The 18490-nt window shown below is 36.0% G+C and carries 33 protein-coding genes and 1 pseudogene; 1 reads left to right on the forward strand and 33 read right to left on the reverse strand.

The window, feature by feature from the left end:
* Nucleotides 1–35: 35 nt before the first annotated feature.
* The 32 genes from AC27IF_RS17610 to AC27IF_RS17765 all read right to left on the reverse strand — a co-directional run bounded on the left by AC27IF_RS17610 (nucleotide 36) and on the right by AC27IF_RS17765 (nucleotide 16489).
* A complete protein-coding gene (locus AC27IF_RS17610) occupies nucleotides 36–1358 on the reverse strand; it encodes a Fic family protein (protein WP_487055656.1) in 1323 nt (440 codons plus the stop codon).
* A 380-nt stretch (nucleotides 1359–1738) separates the two neighbouring features.
* Entirely contained in the window at nucleotides 1739–2461 is a 723-nt protein-coding gene (gene bla, locus AC27IF_RS17615; protein ID WP_487055657.1) for a subclass B1 metallo-beta-lactamase, read from the reverse strand.
* 49 nt (nucleotides 2462–2510) lie between these two features.
* Nucleotides 2511–2990, reverse strand: coding sequence for an MSMEG_1061 family FMN-dependent PPOX-type flavoprotein (locus tag AC27IF_RS17620; RefSeq protein WP_487055658.1), 480 nt, complete (start codon nucleotides 2988–2990; stop codon nucleotides 2511–2513).
* A gap of 46 nt (nucleotides 2991–3036) precedes the next feature.
* Nucleotides 3037–3237 carry a DUF1289 domain-containing protein gene (locus AC27IF_RS17625; RefSeq protein ID WP_487055659.1) on the reverse strand — a complete coding sequence of 67 codons (201 nt, stop codon included), beginning with the start codon at nucleotides 3235–3237 and terminating at the stop codon, nucleotides 3037–3039.
* A gap of 90 nt (nucleotides 3238–3327) precedes the next feature.
* Nucleotides 3328–3744, reverse strand: a complete 417-nt coding sequence (locus AC27IF_RS17630) for a GFA family protein (protein ID WP_487055660.1) — start codon at nucleotides 3742–3744, stop codon at nucleotides 3328–3330.
* 84 nt (nucleotides 3745–3828) lie between these two features.
* A complete protein-coding gene (locus AC27IF_RS17635) occupies nucleotides 3829–4113 on the reverse strand; it encodes a hypothetical protein (RefSeq protein WP_487055661.1) in 285 nt (94 codons plus the stop codon).
* A gap of 111 nt (nucleotides 4114–4224) precedes the next feature.
* Nucleotides 4225–4632, reverse strand: a complete 408-nt coding sequence (locus AC27IF_RS17640) for a GFA family protein (RefSeq protein ID WP_487055662.1) — start codon at nucleotides 4630–4632, stop codon at nucleotides 4225–4227.
* A gap of 25 nt (nucleotides 4633–4657) precedes the next feature.
* Entirely contained in the window at nucleotides 4658–5176 is a 519-nt protein-coding gene (locus tag AC27IF_RS17645) for a DUF1697 domain-containing protein (RefSeq protein WP_487055663.1), read from the reverse strand.
* Nucleotides 5177–5216: 40 nt separating this feature from the next.
* On the reverse strand, nucleotides 5217–5588 hold the full coding sequence (locus AC27IF_RS17650; RefSeq protein WP_487055664.1) for a hypothetical protein: 372 nt from the start codon (nucleotides 5586–5588) through the stop codon (nucleotides 5217–5219).
* A gap of 60 nt (nucleotides 5589–5648) precedes the next feature.
* On the reverse strand, nucleotides 5649–5987 hold the full coding sequence (locus tag AC27IF_RS17655; protein WP_487055665.1) for a hypothetical protein: 339 nt from the start codon (nucleotides 5985–5987) through the stop codon (nucleotides 5649–5651).
* A gap of 30 nt (nucleotides 5988–6017) precedes the next feature.
* Nucleotides 6018–6401: a hypothetical protein gene (locus tag AC27IF_RS17660; RefSeq protein ID WP_487055666.1), complete on the reverse strand. Its 384-nt coding sequence runs from the start codon at nucleotides 6399–6401 to the stop codon at nucleotides 6018–6020.
* A 39-nt stretch (nucleotides 6402–6440) separates the two neighbouring features.
* Complete coding sequence (locus AC27IF_RS17665) at nucleotides 6441–6932, reverse strand: HAD family hydrolase (protein ID WP_487055667.1); 492 nt, start codon at nucleotides 6930–6932, stop codon at nucleotides 6441–6443.
* A 2-nt stretch (nucleotides 6933–6934) separates the two neighbouring features.
* Nucleotides 6935–7576, reverse strand: a complete 642-nt coding sequence (locus tag AC27IF_RS17670; RefSeq protein WP_487055668.1) for a LysE family translocator — start codon at nucleotides 7574–7576, stop codon at nucleotides 6935–6937.
* A gap of 96 nt (nucleotides 7577–7672) precedes the next feature.
* The gene (locus tag AC27IF_RS17675) at nucleotides 7673–7999 is read right to left on the reverse strand and encodes a gamma-glutamylcyclotransferase family protein (RefSeq protein WP_487055669.1); all 327 of its coding nucleotides are present in this window, start codon (nucleotides 7997–7999) and stop codon (nucleotides 7673–7675) included.
* A gap of 41 nt (nucleotides 8000–8040) precedes the next feature.
* Nucleotides 8041–8583 (reverse strand): DUF1569 domain-containing protein, encoded by a 543-nt coding sequence (locus AC27IF_RS17680; RefSeq protein ID WP_487055670.1) that lies wholly within the window; start codon nucleotides 8581–8583, stop codon nucleotides 8041–8043.
* A 20-nt stretch (nucleotides 8584–8603) separates the two neighbouring features.
* Nucleotides 8604–8960 (reverse strand): VOC family protein, encoded by a 357-nt coding sequence (locus tag AC27IF_RS17685; protein WP_487055671.1) that lies wholly within the window; start codon nucleotides 8958–8960, stop codon nucleotides 8604–8606.
* Between the two features lie 99 nt (nucleotides 8961–9059).
* A complete protein-coding gene (locus AC27IF_RS17690) occupies nucleotides 9060–9308 on the reverse strand; it encodes a DUF4282 domain-containing protein (RefSeq protein WP_487055672.1) in 249 nt (82 codons plus the stop codon).
* A 156-nt stretch (nucleotides 9309–9464) separates the two neighbouring features.
* Nucleotides 9465–9779 carry a DUF1330 domain-containing protein gene (locus AC27IF_RS17695; RefSeq protein ID WP_487055673.1) on the reverse strand — a complete coding sequence of 105 codons (315 nt, stop codon included), beginning with the start codon at nucleotides 9777–9779 and terminating at the stop codon, nucleotides 9465–9467.
* Between the two features lie 61 nt (nucleotides 9780–9840).
* Nucleotides 9841–10188 (reverse strand): DUF5329 family protein, encoded by a 348-nt coding sequence (locus tag AC27IF_RS17700; RefSeq protein WP_487055674.1) that lies wholly within the window; start codon nucleotides 10186–10188, stop codon nucleotides 9841–9843.
* Nucleotides 10189–10213: 25 nt separating this feature from the next.
* Nucleotides 10214–10429: a glycine zipper domain-containing protein gene (locus AC27IF_RS17705; protein WP_487055675.1), complete on the reverse strand. Its 216-nt coding sequence runs from the start codon at nucleotides 10427–10429 to the stop codon at nucleotides 10214–10216.
* Nucleotides 10430–10465: 36 nt separating this feature from the next.
* The gene (locus AC27IF_RS17710; protein ID WP_487055676.1) at nucleotides 10466–10972 is read right to left on the reverse strand and encodes a GNAT family N-acetyltransferase; all 507 of its coding nucleotides are present in this window, start codon (nucleotides 10970–10972) and stop codon (nucleotides 10466–10468) included.
* A gap of 23 nt (nucleotides 10973–10995) precedes the next feature.
* A complete protein-coding gene (locus tag AC27IF_RS17715; RefSeq protein ID WP_487055677.1) occupies nucleotides 10996–11349 on the reverse strand; it encodes a hypothetical protein in 354 nt (117 codons plus the stop codon).
* An 84-nt stretch (nucleotides 11350–11433) separates the two neighbouring features.
* Complete coding sequence (locus AC27IF_RS17720; RefSeq protein ID WP_487055678.1) at nucleotides 11434–11808, reverse strand: hypothetical protein; 375 nt, start codon at nucleotides 11806–11808, stop codon at nucleotides 11434–11436.
* Between the two features lie 145 nt (nucleotides 11809–11953).
* On the reverse strand, nucleotides 11954–12172 hold the full coding sequence (locus AC27IF_RS17725; RefSeq protein ID WP_487055679.1) for a hypothetical protein: 219 nt from the start codon (nucleotides 12170–12172) through the stop codon (nucleotides 11954–11956).
* Between the two features lie 39 nt (nucleotides 12173–12211).
* Entirely contained in the window at nucleotides 12212–12517 is a 306-nt protein-coding gene (locus AC27IF_RS17730; RefSeq protein ID WP_487055680.1) for a hypothetical protein, read from the reverse strand.
* 78 nt (nucleotides 12518–12595) lie between these two features.
* Nucleotides 12596–13627: an ankyrin repeat domain-containing protein gene (locus AC27IF_RS17735; protein ID WP_487055681.1), complete on the reverse strand. Its 1032-nt coding sequence runs from the start codon at nucleotides 13625–13627 to the stop codon at nucleotides 12596–12598.
* 230 nt (nucleotides 13628–13857) lie between these two features.
* On the reverse strand, nucleotides 13858–14262 hold the full coding sequence (locus tag AC27IF_RS17740; RefSeq protein WP_487055682.1) for a DUF1801 domain-containing protein: 405 nt from the start codon (nucleotides 14260–14262) through the stop codon (nucleotides 13858–13860).
* A 90-nt stretch (nucleotides 14263–14352) separates the two neighbouring features.
* On the reverse strand, nucleotides 14353–14601 hold the full coding sequence (locus tag AC27IF_RS17745) for a hypothetical protein (protein ID WP_487055683.1): 249 nt from the start codon (nucleotides 14599–14601) through the stop codon (nucleotides 14353–14355).
* Nucleotides 14602–14627: 26 nt separating this feature from the next.
* Nucleotides 14628–15071 (reverse strand): acyltransferase, encoded by a 444-nt coding sequence (locus AC27IF_RS17750; RefSeq protein ID WP_487055684.1) that lies wholly within the window; start codon nucleotides 15069–15071, stop codon nucleotides 14628–14630.
* Nucleotides 15072–15204: 133 nt separating this feature from the next.
* Nucleotides 15205–15699 (reverse strand): nuclear transport factor 2 family protein, encoded by a 495-nt coding sequence (locus AC27IF_RS17755; protein WP_487055685.1) that lies wholly within the window; start codon nucleotides 15697–15699, stop codon nucleotides 15205–15207.
* 61 nt (nucleotides 15700–15760) lie between these two features.
* The gene (locus AC27IF_RS17760; RefSeq protein ID WP_487055686.1) at nucleotides 15761–16069 is read right to left on the reverse strand and encodes a hypothetical protein; all 309 of its coding nucleotides are present in this window, start codon (nucleotides 16067–16069) and stop codon (nucleotides 15761–15763) included.
* A 66-nt stretch (nucleotides 16070–16135) separates the two neighbouring features.
* Entirely contained in the window at nucleotides 16136–16489 is a 354-nt protein-coding gene (locus tag AC27IF_RS17765) for a DUF1428 domain-containing protein (protein ID WP_487055687.1), read from the reverse strand.
* Between the two features lie 601 nt (nucleotides 16490–17090).
* On the opposite strand from AC27IF_RS17765, the gene AC27IF_RS17770 reads away from it, so the two are divergent.
* Complete coding sequence (locus AC27IF_RS17770; RefSeq protein ID WP_487055688.1) at nucleotides 17091–18335, forward strand: hexokinase family protein; 1245 nt, start codon at nucleotides 17091–17093, stop codon at nucleotides 18333–18335.
* Here the strand turns inward: AC27IF_RS17770 and AC27IF_RS17775 are convergent.
* Nucleotides 18320–18490, reverse strand: a pseudogene (locus AC27IF_RS17775) (IS3 family transposase); the annotation flags it as partial. The gene AC27IF_RS17770 and the pseudogene AC27IF_RS17775 sit on opposite strands and share 16 nt — an antisense overlap.

The raw sequence follows: 18490 nt of genomic DNA on the forward strand, positions 1-18490 counted from the left end.
AAATACATTCATAAACTCGTAAATGTAAACCGCTTTTAGCTGTTTTTCCTTAAGAGGCTTTCAAGATTTTTCTTCGATGCCTCATCATCTAATGACAACGCTTTATATTCGTCAATCAGTTTTGTTAATCCTGGGTTTTTCTCACCACGAAAATACTCAAGGTTACGCTCTATTTTCTTTAATATTTTGCTTAAGCTAACATCATCAACCAATGGAGCGTCTTCTTTACCTTCAAACAGGTTGTTATCTTGTGGGAAGTTAACAAAGTAACGTAAGCCACGCTTACCTTCACCTGAAGGATAAAGTAAGCCATTATCAACCAATGATTTTAAATCCCTTGTAGCGGTTGCTGGTGGCGCACCAGTAATAGCTCGATATTTCTCGTTGGTTAAACCATCACGCACAAAGCCGTCAGCGCCTACTGTGAAGATTTTTTTCATCACCTTATCTTGGCGTTGGTTGAGATTGACCTCACCATATTCCGCCCAAAACTTTGATTTTTGCAATACAAATTCCACAGACTCAAGTGACTTATCTTGCGAAGTTTTCACTAGCTCGACAAACCAGGCTATCCACTCATTAATTTGCAAGCTGGAATTGGTGTTTCTAAGTTGCTGGTAATACTCCATGCGATGAGCATTTATCATGCTCGACATACTAAAAAGCGGAGGTTTCGAAAAATCTTGAAATAAAGCATGTTCAGCAATCGCTCTACCTACACGGCCATTACCGTCTTGAAATGGGTGAATAGCAACAAACCATAAATGAGCAATTGCTGCTTTTATCGGTCCTGAACAATTGGCGCTGTTATACCATTGTATAAACGCCTCCATTTCCCGTTCAACCTCAATGCGATTATTACCTGGTGCTTTGTATATGATTTCACTGTCACCGTATAAATCTTCTCTTATGACATCTATGGACGAGTCACGATAATCGCCTTTAGTTATGGGGGTTACATAGTAATCTTCACTGCCGTGCAGTAGCAGCGTGTGCCAATGACACAATAAGGTTTTAGACATGGCGCTTTTAATGCTCTTACGCACATCAACCAACATGGCAGCAATGCCTTTTTCTTTAGGAAAGTAGCCCCCTCGCTCCGGTTCTTTTAATCCAAGAAAACGTGCAACTGATGAGCGTACTTCTTCACGGTTAAGGTTCTCACCTTCAATAGCGCTAGTGCTTAATGCTTCTTCTACTAGTAAATGAACAAAGGCATCGTTATGATCATTTGTGGGAATTTGCGATAATGCCCCTTCAATGCTGTAGGCCTTTTTCGAATACACGCTGACATTCGACTCAAAGCGTGCCGCATCATAATCAAATTGAGGCCAGTTTTTCAGTTGCCAGTGATACATATGATTTAAATCCTTACTCGTTATAAAACACTTTATAACGTATTATGATTTAAGAGTCTATATTTTATAAATCGTATTGCTTGTTATTTTGATTTATAAACTTGATGTGTTTAAATCACCTTAATCGTTTTGAGCAAACGGGTGCGTTTTCTGATGCTCTTCTTTAAGTCCACTAATGGTTACGTAAGTATATTCTTGTGTATTGGATAAGCCTGCATGGCAAAGCATGCTCAATACTCGCACCATAGTTAAACATGCTGGTTTTAACTGTTTCTGCTTTGATAAGTTAAATATGATGATTATTAACGTGACGCTACGTGCGTGAAATTAATTTTTGTGAGTATTTACCGGTAAAATTCACGTAGCGTTACCTGATGAGTTTATAGATTGATAGTTTTATTGATGGCAAGTTGCGCGGTATGTTTGAGTAAACTGATATCGCCAATTTTCCCATGTCCAGGAACAACCATTTCAATATTTGGGTATTTACTTAACACGCGCTCAATTGAATCTGGCCATTGAGTTATCGAGGCATCAGATAAATTACCTAAGGTTTTACTGTTTAAGCTTTTAACAAAACAGCCACCAAATAATATTTTATCTTTCGGTAACCAAACAACAATATTATCTGGGCTGTGGCCAGCACCGGGATAAAAAACTTCAATAGTGTTATTAACAACTTTAAAACTATCATTCGTTATTTCATTATTTGCAATTGATGCGTTTTTCTTTGCCAGTAAGTCATTGGTTAGTGTTGTCGCATAGGTGTTAATTTCTCGATCGTTTACTAGTGATAAACCGATGCTAGCATCTTCATGAAAATGCGACACTATAGCCGATTTTACCGTTAAACCTTTCGATTCAGCCCAAGTAATAAGTTGCTCAGTTTCTGCTATAGACCACGGTGTATCGATGATATGTGCAAATTCGCCATCGATAACGATTAATCCAGAAGCAGCAACATTTCCCCACGGCTCAACAAATTTATGTGAGATATGTTGATAAACATTATCAGTTAAACGCTTGATCTTAAGTGACTTATCTTGCTCATGAGCCATGCTAAACAGCGAAATTAAAGCACAAAATAAAACCATTTTTTTCATAAAACACTATACCTTTTATAAGTTGAAGCTTGATGTACACCCTTACCTTTTACCAGAGTTTTGATCTAACCAATGACTTTGAGCAATGTAAAAACACGTCGGTAATTTTAATTTCCAGACAGGTTTGAGGTGGTTTTGACAAGCCAAAATTTAAGCTTAAATGTTGTGGACTCACTGAAATCTTAGCAATACCGTTAATTCTTAAAGTTTCATTAACATTAGGCCGGATAAACAAGCAGCCTATTTTTCCAGTATCGATAATATTATAAAGACTATCTAGTCTATTATTTCCCTTGGCGTCTGGAATGATTATTGTATTCTTATCAATAACATTAACGAAGCCATCTATACCACCACGTGGAGAAATATTTATTTTCCCTTCGCTATCAAATGTTGAAACGACAACAAATGGCGAAGCATTGATAAAACCAATGGCGGCCTTATCAAGAAGTGAGATTTCTTTTTCAATAGCCGTTAATTTAGGAGCGGCATAAAGCGCTTTTAATTTATTTTTACTTTCAATATACACTTGGGTTCTGGATGCCTTTGACGTAGTGAATCAATTTTATAAAGCGTTAAACACTATTATCGGCATTTAATTTCCGCTGTGTGCAACGAGAAATAATATCATGCTTTTCAGCTTGAGATTTATTAAGCCAGCCTGTGATCTCTGGCAACATACGATAACAGCCAAGGCAAGTATCATTATTGTCTAAACAACATTTACCTATACAGGGGCTCGGTATGCTTTTTCTATTATTACTACTATTTGTCATGTGATTTTTATGTTCTTACCCGCAATAATCCCCTAATTTGGAGGATTAATCACGAATACAACCATGGATACAAGCGCCCTACTATACAGTTTACTGAGGTTGTTTTTCAAATGTTTTTACATCGTTTGGAATTTGAAACCAGGATAATTTTTCACTTACCCAAACATGGGCTGTTGGTTTAAATATTTCAGGCTCAAGCATGTTTACTGGCTTTAATTTCAACTTTATTGTTGATGTATCATCAGGGTTATAATGATAAATTCTGTTACCACAGTTTGGACAAAAAGCGGCATTATTTTTATTGCCACTATCAGAGTTTCTGCTCCATTGCTTCAGCTCGCCAAAAAACTCAATCGCTGATGAAGCAATAATTGCCGTCACACTAAATGGGCTAGTGGAGAGTTTTTGGCACTCTTTACAATGACAAGCAAGAACCATTTTAGGTTTTTCATATAATTTATAGCTTAGTTGGCCACACTGACAGGAGCCTGTAATTGGATAGTCCATATTGTACTTTTCCTTAATTAGTTAATTGACAATATATTAACCGCTAGTTTCGTTTATTGCTTTGATGTTTATTTCACATCATTATTATTGTAGCTGTAGCCAGTTAAGTGCTTCGTTTCGGTCAGAAAATATTTTTAAATTCCAATCCGTTTCATGAGGAATGGTTGTTTTTAAATATTCAGTACTAATTTTTGAAGCACGTGAATACGCCACAACCGCCATTGCATTAATTTCAGCTAAATTGGCAATAGTTAACTGGGCATCAAAATCATAAGTGTAGGTATTTACCTTATTTATGAGCAATGAAAAAGGACTAACAAGATGTGAAAGTAAAAATTCATGATATTGTTTTACCATAGATAAGTTCATTTCAACATCCTCATTGATAATTACCTCGGCTATAGAGTCACTGAGAATAATTATTTTGGCAAATGACAATTCATGTAATTTAATAACGCTCTCCTTAATACATTCTAGTTACTAGCTCTCAAAGCCATCAAAATGTTCAGCAGAGAAGCCTTTAGTTAACCAACAGGCTTGCTCTTTGGTAAATATATTCGCTTGCACTTCAATTTTAGGTAAATCATCGAGTGATCCTGCGGGGATAACAAGGGAGGTTTTACTTTTATTAACAAAAGGTAATGCTGAACCACAGTCTTGGCAAAATGCCTTAGAAAATTCTCTCGTTGGATGCTCATAATGACTGACTTTGTCATGACCATCAAACCAATTAATATTAGTAGGCTCACTAATTATATTTGATGCGAATGCCGACCCGGTTAGTTGTTGGCATTGTTTACAGTGACATTGATAAAAAGCCTTAAAATTATCGGCTAGCGAAAACTTTACTGCTCCACATAAACACTGGCCGGTAAATTGATTTTCCATACTTTAATTACTCTATAACTTTTATTTAGCTGCCTTTTAGCATACCGTAAATTTTATTAACTGTATTCAAATTACGTCCGGTAGCGGATTGGCCCAAACACCGCTCTATATTAGTTACTAGTTTTGAGCGCCCTATTCCATCTGGTGCATGTAAATAGAAAATATTACCCTTAACAGTAAACTCTTCTGATGGTGTTCTATATTGATTAACTTTATCGTTATTTAATTCGATATTCTCTTGGCAAAAATATATATGCACAAATTTACCTTCATACTCACGATAAGGATTATTTTGGTAAGCAGTATCAAACTCTTGTTGCTGCATAATAAATATATTTGGAGAAAACTGATAATACTCCAGCACCAAAGACTGTATCGACTTTAAAGGATAATCCGTACTTTCTAGCACAATATTACCGCTTTGAATATACGAGGAGACGCCTTGATATCCGGCTTTAGCCAGTAAGCTCACAAACGCTTTCATCGGAAGTAAATTATTACCTCCTACATTGATTCCCCTGAACAATAATAAGTATTTTTTCATTGTCATCTTTTCGGTTCAGCACTAGTCAATTTGAACAATATTATTTATAACGGATTGCTTTGGCGGAAATGATATTTTCTCTGCCCCCTGGATCACCATCTATCCCGGTAATAACTTCATGTTTAGAAGAAGTGACAATCACAGCGTTAGCCCCCATACTTGCCGCTTCTGCTTTGAGTGCTTCTAGAGACCGTTCTTCTTCTTTATTTAGTAGTAGACCTACACCATGAGATTCAACTAACCCTATGACAGTGAATGGTTTTTCTGGTGCTTCGAAAAGCACTGAAACAGATGACACTTCTGTTGGTGGAAAGGTCTCTTCATTTGATATATGAGTAGCTTCTGATAGTTGCCCAGCGCAAGCACTTAACATCGAGGTAATAAATAGCGCTGTCATAATATTTCTTTTCATAATTTTTCCTTAAATTAATTTCTTATACACGTTGAAGATAATGTGTCATTAAATAGCTGTCTATTTCACTAACTTAGACATTTTTAAGTTTTGTCGTCGCTCTAATAAGTAACAGCCACCAACTATAGTACCTACAGGCGGGGCAAATAATATTATTAGCGATACAACCAATGCCAAGTGATGAATTTTGTCATTTTGTTTAATCAGTTCAATTCCACAATAAAATAGTAATACCAGCATAATTAATGCAAATAGCAGGTAACTGCTTTCAAGTAGAGTAAGCTCAGTAAAAGTTGATAATGGAATATCAAAATAGATGAATATAAATAAGAAAGTTATTATCTGGACTGAAGCCAATAATGTCATCGCCCATCCTGAAAATTTGTATTTATCATCCATAGTAAATAAAGCTCGCAATAAAAAGTGGTTTTAAGTTTCTCTCTTTTCTGAAAGCAAAACCTTCAATAACCATACTAAAAATACTGCCATAAAAATAGCAAATAAATCAACCAAATATCCATTACCTAGATTAAAATCCCCTACGGGAACTGATAATGAAATTGGTGCTTTGTGAGGAAACAAACTGGTAAGGTTTACATGCCTTATACTTTGCGACACGAAAAAAGCGATTGATATCAATAGTGCTAACTTATTCTTAGCTCTGATCCCTAATGCGCCATAGATGGGAATAAAAATATAAAGGGATATAAAAGCTGTCATCTGGGAGTTTGTTTGGAAATCCTCAGCCTCCAGCATAATTGCACCGACTAATGAAAATAACCATAAAATTATGCTGGCAATGGAGAAACCCATAAATGATTACACCTTTACTGAATAGTTAGCTGTGATTTATTACTCATAAATAGCGGTTAACTTATTAATCACATGTATAAGCTCATGGGGAAGTTTTTTTTCATCATTTGTAAACCAGTAAGCATCAATACCCAAAGCAATTGCTGGTTTAATATCTTTATCGAAATTATCACCAACCACAGCAACTTTATCTGTTGAAGCACCCAATTGCTCAACTATCTTCTCAAGAAACTGCACGCTTCCTTTTGATATTCCAATATTTTCTTTACAAAAGTAACCGGAAATATAATCACTTAAACCGACGCGTTTAAAGGCTAATTTTATCTCATCTTCTGTCGAGTCAGCCGCACCGGTAGCGATATATACATTTGCTTGTGTAGATAAATTAGCTAACGTTTCTTTTGCACCACAAACAGCTGCCACGTGATCCCAATCACACATTTTTCCTTTAACATCAGGGAAATCCACCATTAAGGTATCCCCCCAATCAAACAGGTAAACATCCTTGGTTAATTTTTTATGTTTATCCATCGTTATTTATTTTCTAAAGACAAGAGTTTTACGCCAAAACCAATAAATATAAAACCGGTTACCGATTTTAATATTCGTTGAAAGGATTCACTTTTTACCTTCAAAGATAATCGTGAAATTAACATTATCATCGATGAAAACCATAATAAATTAATGAGTGAATGTATGCTGATCAATACAAAAGCAAATAATACGGCTTGCTCATTTGCTGGGATAAACTGAGGAAAAGCCGCCAAGTAGAACATTGACACTTTAGGGTTTAATGCGTTAGTAATAAACCCTTCAATAAATGATTTAGTTAAGCTTATTTTTTGATTATTCGATGCATTATTATTTGTTGGCTGCTGATGTTTATACTTATAAGCCCCAATGAGTGACTTTACTCCAAGCCAACATAAATACATTGCACCAAGTAACTTAACAATATAGAAAGCTTCAGCTGATTTAGACAGCAGAACAGATATCCCTAAAATAGATAATATGCCATGTAAGTAAAATGCCGCGACAAAACCAAACACATTAAAAAAACCAGACTTTTTACCGGTACTAGGTACTGTTTTGGCTATAAGTAAGCCATTTGGTCCTGGAGACACAACAAGTAACAGTGCTATTAAAGTAAACGCAAAAATTTGCATGTAATCCATTAGACGTCCCTTTTTAGGTCAATAAGTATGAAGTGGCTAAAGCTAGTCTGAGAAGTATTCAATGTAAGGTAAAGACTATATTTATACCAGTGAGTTTTAAGTTAATGTGTAAATATTAGCCTCAATGGTATTACCATTTTCTAAAGTCACGTTACAAATAACCCTTTTATAGCCTTCTCCTTCAAATTCATCGAGGTTATGCCAGTGTTCTACTAAATTATCAGAGCTAAAAACAAAACCATTAATTTCATCACCATCGTCTGCTAGTGTGATACCAGGATAACCAAGTTCAGCGCCCCAACCTGCTTCACGTAATGTGCCTTTAACAGAACCATTTTGCCATGTCCCCCCCACCTTTGAGAGAATATGTTCATTAGGACGGCCAGGCCCTAAAGTGCCATAAACAAATAGTGTCTCGATCATCAAAATTCCTTACAACCGTTTTAATAGCATTTAGAAGAAGTTTACAAGCTTGCAATTAAGACTTCATCAAAATGATTATATAAATGCATGACATGAGCCATTTCATACTCTCGTTTGGTTAATTCGCCGTAGGCGAAGTGTGGAGCTAATTTCCCCTGATAATTATCAAACTTAATAAAGGTTTGTTTAAGTTGGTTTATCGCCGAAACAGTATTGCCATTTGAAATAATCGTTTCTGCGCCAGGAATGGCCTCACTTAATCCGTGCGTCATTTTTCCTTTAGAGGAGAAAAGAGAAAAGGCTATTTTGCCGATAGTTGCTTTGAATAAATCTGAGTTATGGCTTGGAAAGCCTGACATTGAATATTCGATACTTTGAGCGCAATGAGTAAATATGGTGTATAAATCCCATTGCCCTGTATGTTTAAGGTGTTGCTTTGAAAGCGTGTCTAATTTTTTTAAGGCTTCAGCTACCGTGAGCTTAGACTCATCTGTTTTTTTAACAAGCAAGTAAGCGCCACTACCAATACCGGCGAGACCGCCAACAGTTATGAGTGAGCTTTTTATAAAACTTCTACGATTCATGTTTTTATTAATACCATGGCTTAATCGGTTAACGACCAAACGGCTAATTCATTTCCACTAGGCTCAACAAAATGAAAACGTCGACCACCCGGAAATGAAAATATTTGTTGAGAAATAACCCCACCCGCTGATTCAACATTCTTTTGAGATGCTTCGAGATCATCACTTAGCAGTACTAAAAGTGCTGAGCCTGTAGCTGTTTTAGCAGTTAACTCAGACTTAAAAAATCCCCCATCAAGACCTTGATTACTAAACGATGTGTAATCTGGCCCGTAATCAACAAATGTCCAATTAAAAGCTTGTTGAAAAAACAACTTGGTGGCAGGTATGTTACTCGCAGGAAACTCTACATAATTTAATTTGTTATGCTCAGACATTGTGATCTCCTCAATCATGAATAGTCTTTCTATAAACACCAAGCAAGCTAGGTTTAATATAACAAACTTGGTATTTATACATGCTGATAAAAATGAAATTTACTCAGATTTGTTGGCGATGTTTTGTAAGTTTTCATGGATCTTAAATAAGACGATAAGTAATTCACACCAAATTCGAGCACCTATTGAGCCAACAATAATTATACCTAAACCGGCTAAGAAGCCCCCACCATATTCATTAAACATAGTACCAATACCTGAAACCAAAGCGCCAATTAACATTAACCAGTAAACAAAGGTGATTATTTTCGGGGTCAGCATTGAATCAAAGAAAAATATATCTTTCACGTTAAATCCTTTTTTAATTATTATCACTCCTGGTTAATACTAGATAAGCTTTAGGAGTGGGTAAGCTTAACTAACTTGGAAGTAGAAATACTTCAAGTTTTCCATAAAGATAGTGCCATTTCAATAGCCAAAAGTGAACCGAATATTTTCTTTATTTTACACACTTTCTGATGGTGTCTCATGCATAGAAATTGTTGTTACAGAGCTAACCGAACGATTAAAATATTTTGCTTTAACAGCGAGATAGCTAGCATCACTAAAAAAATTGTCCATCACTGCTTTGCTGGGGAAATCTATGGTGAAAACCCGATTGATGGGGTTATCTGTTTTAGACTTTAATACCTGATTAATTGTGAAATCAAAACCAAATTGCCCACCAAATTTGTGGAGTATCGGCATCATGTTGTCACGGTATTGCTGATATATTTCATCATCAAAAACTTCTAAGGCCATTATTCGTTGATAAGCCATCTCACTTCCTTTTTATATAATGTTGTGTGCTTCATTTTTAACAATTACTAAGAGTTTCTATTTATTTACTTTCTCTAAATAAGGTTAATTCACGCAACAGCCAATCTTGGCTATTGATAGTGGCTTTATTCTCACATTGAATTTTATAATATTTACCTGAAATTGAGCTTTTAGTGGCTGAATACATAATAAAGTCTTCTGCTGTTTTGATTTTATCAGAGTAATAACGATACTTTTTGTTTATGTGCTCGAATGCGGCTTCACCATTATGCTTGGTTCCGTTTCTAATGTATTTGCAATCGGTAGTTGCAACAAGGGATAACAGGTGATTTATTTCATCTTGCGTTGAAGCAACAAGGTTAAAAGAAAATGCACTGAGCATTAAAACAAGTACTTTACTAAAATCCACAGAGTAGCCCTTAAAAAATGTATTACTATTGTTTATCATCTTTCTTAGTATCATTCATGGCATCTTCTTTCTTTTGCATACTAACTCCCCAAGCAATGCCGATGGCAATACCAACAGCTAGACCTGCGCCAACATTTCCAATAGAAGTGCCAATAGCAATACCAACACCAATGCCAAGTGCTATACCAGCTCCGATTTTATTCGATGTAGACTTACCTTTGTTTTCTTTATTTTGTCTCATGTAAAATCACTCTTTAGTTATATGTGGTTAATCATTTTATGTTACATATTCATAAACTTTGTTTTGTGAGCCATATAACTGTATTTGTTTAGTGTAATTAAAGCCAAGTTTATTTAATAACGAGATAGAGTTTTTATTGTTAGCCAAGGTAACCGCTAATATTTTTTTCAAAGTGTGATTTTTAATGCCATCTGTCAAAATAGCGCTAGCCGCTTCAAGTGCATAACCCTTTTTACAAAATTCAGGCAAAAAAGCATAACCAAGATCAGGAGAGTCAAGCTCAGCTCTTTTTAACAATCCACACATACCTATTGGAGTTCCTGTGCTTTTTAATACAATTAGGCTGAGTCCAAAACCTAAAGCTTTATAGCTAGCAATAGGTCCATTGATTAAATAGTTTTTAGCATCAGTTATAGAACGTACATTTTTATCGCCAATATAGTCAATAAAGGATTTCTCATTTAATTGTTGCAGAATGAATTCGGCGTCATCAAGATTAAAAAATCGAATAATTAATCGCTCGGTTTCACAAACTAGTTTCATTAACTACCCTTTTAATAGCATGACTATTGATGAATAGAGGTATTACCAATTTTATTAGCGATAGTAAAATCAACTAAGCCATCTAGTCCTAGAGTTTTCCTATCAAATGTTACCTTCACGCCATCTAATAGTGCAGCTTTACAATTATCAGGCTTAATCCTATACACGGTAACCATATATGGTGGTTTACCAGTAACGCCCTTGTTAACTTCAATATTAAAATCTTCTGCGGCGGTACAACCACCTGAAGCAACATGAAGCTCAATAGAGTTTGCATGAATGTTTATGCCCAACAAAACCTCATGTGTACCTTTAGCTAACGTGAGTGTTGAGGTCATAAGCACTAAAAGCAGTACTGTAGTTTTGAACATTTTCATAGTTAATCCTTAAAAATAGTAGCGGTTACTGCTAAATTGCGCTGCGGTTGATATAAATAGATGTCTAGTTGCTTTTGATAGCTATCACCAACCTCCCATTCTGTCCTTACAAACCCAATCACTTCTAGGATTGTTTGAGCCAACAGCCCAAGCTTGTACTTTAGCATTGGTAACGTATTCATATTTCTTTTTAGTTTGCCCACCACGCAAGCCATCAGCACCGCACTTATTATCAGCACACCAACGCATGTATAGGCGCTCGTTACAAATATTGGTTAGCTCAATATATGTTTTATTATCTTTTTGATAAGTGTTGTACTCTAAACAAGAGCCAGTAGCATGACCACCGGCCCAACAACCTTTGTCGTCTGCAGCCATTGCCGTAGAAGAAATGGTTGCAATAATACACAAACCAGAAAATACAGTACTAAACCCTTTCACCTTCATTTTTGATTTCATGATTAAATCCTTTTTAATGTTAATGCAGACCTAAACCACTTGTGTGATTTTTATACAGTAGCTTGTCATGATTGGATGAGTAAAGCTAGATACTCTCTAGCGGTTATGTTTGATTAGATTAAATGTACTTATTTACCTAAGGAGATTACTTATTACAAGCACAAGCTAACTGGCCATCTTCTTGAGTCCATTCTTGATAGTCACCTCTACCACATTGACGGGCTATTCTTGGACAATGGGAAGGGTCTCGAGAATATTCCTTACCTGTTATTGTTTTAAAAGCACTATCCGTTAGTTGCTCTTCAAGATTTCTAGAAGAGCAACTAGCAATAAGAAATAGAGTAAAAAGGTAGATATATTTCATGTGAATTCCATTTGCGAATAATGATTAGTAAGCCATTAATTAAGCTATTTTAAAGTAAATAATACTGACCACCAGCACTAGAACTATATACATAACAAATTGAATACCAGCCTGCCTGTGCTTAATTGCATGCTCACAGACTGTTTCATTTGCACTACCAGAAAGTAGTTTTTCTGCTGTGGATGATACAAACACTATGGGAATTTTAAAGCATTTAGGCGCACCAAGTTTTTGCCAAATTTCAGGTTCATGAATTTTTACTGCTTGATAATATTGATATTCAGCGATAGCTGAACGTAGCATCAGCAAAGCCCAGATTGAAATCAGAACAATTGAAATTAACATCGCCCCTCCAACTTATTACAAAACATTAAATTATATATACGCCAAAACTCTTGTTGAGCAATGTCTTTATAAAATCCGTTAGCTTTTGCTTTGATACATTGATAATAACTTCACCAATTCAATATTTTCATATTGTTTAGAGTATTCAAGTGGCGTTACGCCATCAATTTCAAACGCCAAAGAAGCACCTTTATCCAGCATTGACTGAATAACGTTGATATTAGACTCATTATATATTGCATATTCAAGTGGTGAGCTTTCGCCATCCTTCGCATTGAGATTAGCACCCGCTTCAATTAATGCAATAGCGAGGTTGTCTTGCCCCCAATTTAACGCAATTGATAATGAATTCATGCCATCTTCGTCGGTATAATCTATATCGGCACCCCTATCAATTAATAATTCAATGTCAGATACCGTTAAACTTTCATCATTAATTTGCTGATAAATGCTTTTTTCACCATAGCTGTCAGGAAACTTCCCGTAAACGCTAGCAATAATTAACGCAAGAAAAGCATACGAAAAGCCAGTCTTTATGCCCGACCACATTTTACGAAAATAACGTCCATTAATAGACCATCGTGTAATTGTTGGTGGCTCTTTAATTCGAGATAAAAGAGTATAAACGCTGGCCGCAACCCAAAGACCACCGATAATAATAGAAAGCCACCGGAATTTATCAAAAAACAGGTAAGCAGACGACAGAGCTAGTACTAAGCTAATGAAAGGACTAATAGCAGCTCCTATAGCTGATTGTTCAGATTCACTTTTTTGTAAGTGATCTGGCATGAAATCTTCAAGGTGAGATACAAATTGATTTTTTTCATCAAGATTAAAAAAATAAAGCGTTTTTTCTTCAACATCCTTTTTGGCTTTATAACTGATATCAACATCGGTATCAGTACTTCTACTAACGATATTTTGAATCTGGCTATACGGTATTACCGTTAAATCATCACTGCCTAATACTTCTATTGGGCTTTTCTTATCCTCTAGTTGATTACTAACATCATCGTAAGATTCTTTATCACAAGAGCCTATAAATATAGAACTCTCATTGGCAACAATAACATTATTACTTTCTGATTCTTTATCAACCCAATATTGCATTTTACACTCCGATTGTATTTTATGAATAAATGTACTGTCTTGACCAATGTCTTTTCAACGAACAATTAGATGTTCCTTAATGCGATAAGATGAAGAAAAAACAATTATTTTTATCCTTATTAATTAGCCTGTTAGATTTACTTTCACTTAAATGATATTTAAATGCAAGCCCATTATTGCTAATAAATTATTATTTCCCTTTGTTATGACCCTACTTAAATTTGGGTTATTTATGCGCCAAGTAATGGTAGATGTTTTATTTTTTTATAACGCAAGGACAGAGAAATACAATGCGCTAGCTCCTTACGAGGAATAGTTTGCTGTACTTTAAATACAATGGCACGATTGCCTTCATAGATAAAAATATCACCATAGATTTCTTTGAATGTTTCAATAAGGGAAGTATTGCAGTTAAAATAGATACAGTATTGATCTGGGTGTTTTGCTTTCCAATCGATTCTAATCGTGCTGCCAATGTTAGAAACATAACTGGGCTCTCCCCATTTCAAGGTTTCTATTAAATCGCAGATGCCGTCATCCTCTGCAACACGTAGAATAAGGTCTCGCATCTTATTCTGTAATACAGCGATATTTGCTGGATAGGTGCTAAACTTTTGTTGAACGTTTAAATCCATTTTTTTACGCATAGTATGAGAGCACTTTAGGTATATTTAATAATATTTGAAGTCTAAACATAACTTATGGGGACTTATAATCACGCTATTTTAGCTAATGAAATACATTCCATTTGTTAGTGACTCTTTTCTTATTGCTGACTCACATTGCTCAACTAATGTTTCCGGCTCATCAGTACCAGAGGTGCTTATTTCAAATCCATAAACGCTCTTAGCTTTTATGTACCAGGTGAGAACGGCTACTTGTTCAATGGAAAAATACCAACCGTCAATATTACTTCTTATCGGGTATTTTGCTAATAACTCACTTTCAGTAAATACTGGCCTTCTTTTTTTCATGATAGATCCTATTTGAAGAATTATATCTATAATCCTTTAAGAAATATTGCCAGATAAAAACTAGATACAATATAAAACAAATTAAATATCATACAGATGATCCATGAATCACCTTGATATGAAATGTTATAACGTTTTGAAATTATCACTATAATCCCCATCAAAGCGAACCATGGAGTAAAGAAAAAAGTTACTTGCCACTTAATGACAGTTACTGCTAAATCATGAAGTGCACCACTAACGGCAAACGTTAATACAATAGAGAGCCCAACGGGGAAAATCTTATTTAAAGGCTTCATTACATAGCGAGATAAATAGAAACCCCAAATTGGGTTCCAGTATTGCCAGAATACATAAAAAGATCCTGCTCCAAACGCGCGTTTAAGCATCGCTTGTAAAGAGCCTTTCGCCCCTAACGGCAAACCATTTCGCTTTTTAACATATTTAGCTAATGATATAGGTTTATGCATGTTGACCTTTGAACAGTGATTGTCTCATAAGAGGTAATAATATGTTAGTTAGCATAAGCAACGATAGGACAAGAGACAATGGTTATTTAATCTGAGATAACGGACTCTTATCTATGTTTTTTGTAAATTATACCTAAAACATTGAATTATTATTTTTAGATTCTTTTGGTACAGCTTGCCCTACTCCCCAATGCTCAACAATTTTCCCCTCTTTCATTCGAAATATATGGATGCCTGCACCACCAAGTGAATCAGGCGTGTGCTTGACATGAAGATGTAGCCAAACCAGATCACCATCAGAAGCACTACGTTTAATTGACATCGCAAGCTCTGGATACTTTTTATATCGGCTTGCAAACACGCTTAACAACGCTTCTCGTCCACCTTCTATGTTCGGGGCATGCTCTATAAAATTTTCGCTGTAACATTCACTACGCAAAATATCTATCCGACGTGAAGGTTCAAGATCGGGACGATTTTCAAGTATTTCCATACAATAAATCGCTTTCTTTCGATTAGACTCCTCTAAATCAATTTCAGTGGTTGCTTGTGCGTTAACTTTATCAACTAAAGCAAGCATGAATAATCCAAAAGCTAAGGTTCTAAACGATATTATTCCAGTTCTCATAAATTTCCTTATATCAACAATAGCTAGAGTGCAGATGCATATTCAGAACATTTATTAGGGTTTATATTTCACTCTGCTTATCAGGGTAAAGTTCATCATAAATTGCTAATGCACCATCTTTTGTTTTTCCCACCAAATACAATAAACCAAGTTCTGCCACAATAAATACCACTGCATACCAGGAGCCAAACAAATTGAAAAAGACTTCTTTGGGATTAGCTTGTACATCATTAAAAGATGCGGCAACAATTGAGGTTATGGGAATTATTAATATAATAACTAAGAAGGCAGTAAGCAAACTAGTGCTGATTTTTAATAACTGCTCCGCATGAACCTCTTGAGCTTTTCGACTTCGAACAACCTTTTTCATATCACCGCTCCATCTGTTAAATATAAAGACTAATTAACATGCTAAAAGTGGGTTAATTAGCACTGCCTAAGCTTTTAGTATTGTTTTAAATCCACCGTAAATGAGGCGTTTTCCATCAAATGGCATGGGGTTATTTTCAGGTGACATTCTAGGATCTTCCATTATTGCCCCCCAACCAGCGTCACGAATATCTTTAGATGGCCAAACTACCCACGAAAACACTACTGTTTCATTTTCTTGAGCTTTTACTGCCATTGGAAGAGACGTTATCTCGCCATCTGAGACATCATCTCCCCAATTTTCTACTATTTCTAAAGCTCCACTTTCTTTGAATAGCTCTGCAGCTATCTTAGCGTGCTCAATATACTTTTCTTTGTTCTCATTCGGTACTGCTGCAACAAAACAATCTACATATGACATGTTAATTTTCCTTTTCTGTTGATTTTGATGTTCTATAAAACCTTACTCTGACCTAAGCCCATTCATGCGTTAAAATAGTTGCTTAAAATAAGCAACGAAGGAGAAAAATGCACTGAATTTTGTTCTGCGTGAGTGAACTGTTGTATGCCAATTACTCTGCAAACTTTACGTTAGCACTTGCCAAATTCAGCGCGGATAATAAACCTACTACAGCCAAAAATTTTCTTCAACCTCGGTTATCTGATAACGCAATGATTAGTTATTCCCTTTAGCGAGGTGTGTTTTAAATTAGTCTAGCGTAATGCCCACTTTCTTACAGACAGCAACTTGCTAAGTGGTTAAATTACCGTTTTTTTATCCGTTGGTTTTTCTTTGCCTTTTATTTGATTACTGGTTAAATGGCAATGCGCGCAGGATTCAAGTAAAGCTTTTAAAGCGGAAATACTTGAGTTTCCCCCAAGCTTTTGAGGTATTTCACGATCTGCTTGGCAATAACTGTGATACTTTATCATCAAATTTATTAACTTTTTCAAATCGACGCATCATTGTGAGCATGATATCAAATAAACAAACAGTAGATGCATTCTTAGATAAATATAAAATGTCTGCATCCTCTTACGAGACGGATTCTATGCTAGAAAGTTTTATCTGTGAAATGGTAGAAGGCCTTACGGGTCAGTACTCTTCTCTGGCCATGCTAAACTCTTACATTTCTCCTGATAACGATGTTCCTGCCAATAAACCGGTTATCGTTCTCGACGCCGGTGGTACTAATTTGCGGGTCTGCATTGTGACTTTCGATGAACACGGCAAAGCCAGTATCGAACATTTTAAAAAATACCCCATGCCGGGTATCGACCACGAACTCAGCAAAAATGATTTCTACGATACTTTTTATAAACACCTCGAGCCAGTTATCGATAAAGCAAACTCCATCGGATTCTGTTTTTCCTATCCAATAGAAATCTCTTCTAAAAAAGACGGTAAACTCCTCTACTGGACAAAAGAAGTTAAAGTACCTGAAGTTGTTGGTGAATACATCGGTGCAGGCCTTCTTGAAGCTCTCGCTGCCAAAGGCCACATCAATAAAAAAGTGGTATTACTCAACGATACCATTGCATGTTTACTCGCAGGAAAAGCCGTCGACCAGCAGCGGCAGTACAGCAACTACATCGGCTTTATTCTCGGCACCGGAACCAACAGCGCTTATGTTGAAAGTAATATCAATATTGGTAAAGTCGAAACCGTAGAGGGTTCACAGGTTATTAATATTGAATCGGGTAATTATGGGGGATGTCCCCAAGGCGTAATCGATAAAATTTACGACGCAACAACAGCCAATCCAGAGCAATACACCTTTGAAAAAATGATATCCGGTCGCTACCTCGGCGATATTACTTTACAAGCAATTAAACTTGCCGTTACCGACGGTTTATTTTCAGAAAACGGAGCTTCACAACTCGAAAAATTTGTAGAATTGAAAACTGCCGACCTAAGTTTTTACCTCGAAAATCCATTTAATGTCATCGCCCCGTTCGATTCTGAAAACATCAACGATGAAGATCACCTGACCCTTTACCACCTCACCCTAGGTATCATAGAACGAGCGGCTAAATTAACCGCCGTGAATATGGCCGCAGCAGTTATTAAATCCGGCTCGGGTACAAACCCATTACAACCTGTTTGTATAAACATCGATGGCTCCACTTATCACAAACTCTATAGCTTTCGCGCCAAGTGCGAATCTTATCTGAATGAAATACTCAACGAACGCTCGCTTTATTTTAAAACTATTGAAGTAGATAATGCCCCTGTGCTTGGAACAGCTATCGCCGGTTTGCTATAGGTTTTTAATGCGCGGGCCCTTAAACCATTTTCTCGCATTAAACGTGCAATACGTTTTTCACTGGTTTGAATACCTAACCTTTTTAACGCTTGAAATACGCGAGGACTACCGTACGTTTGATGACTTTTGTTAAAGGCATCTTTCACCTTTAATAG

It is taken from the genome of Colwellia sp. KS18-150, assembly GCF_057551365.1.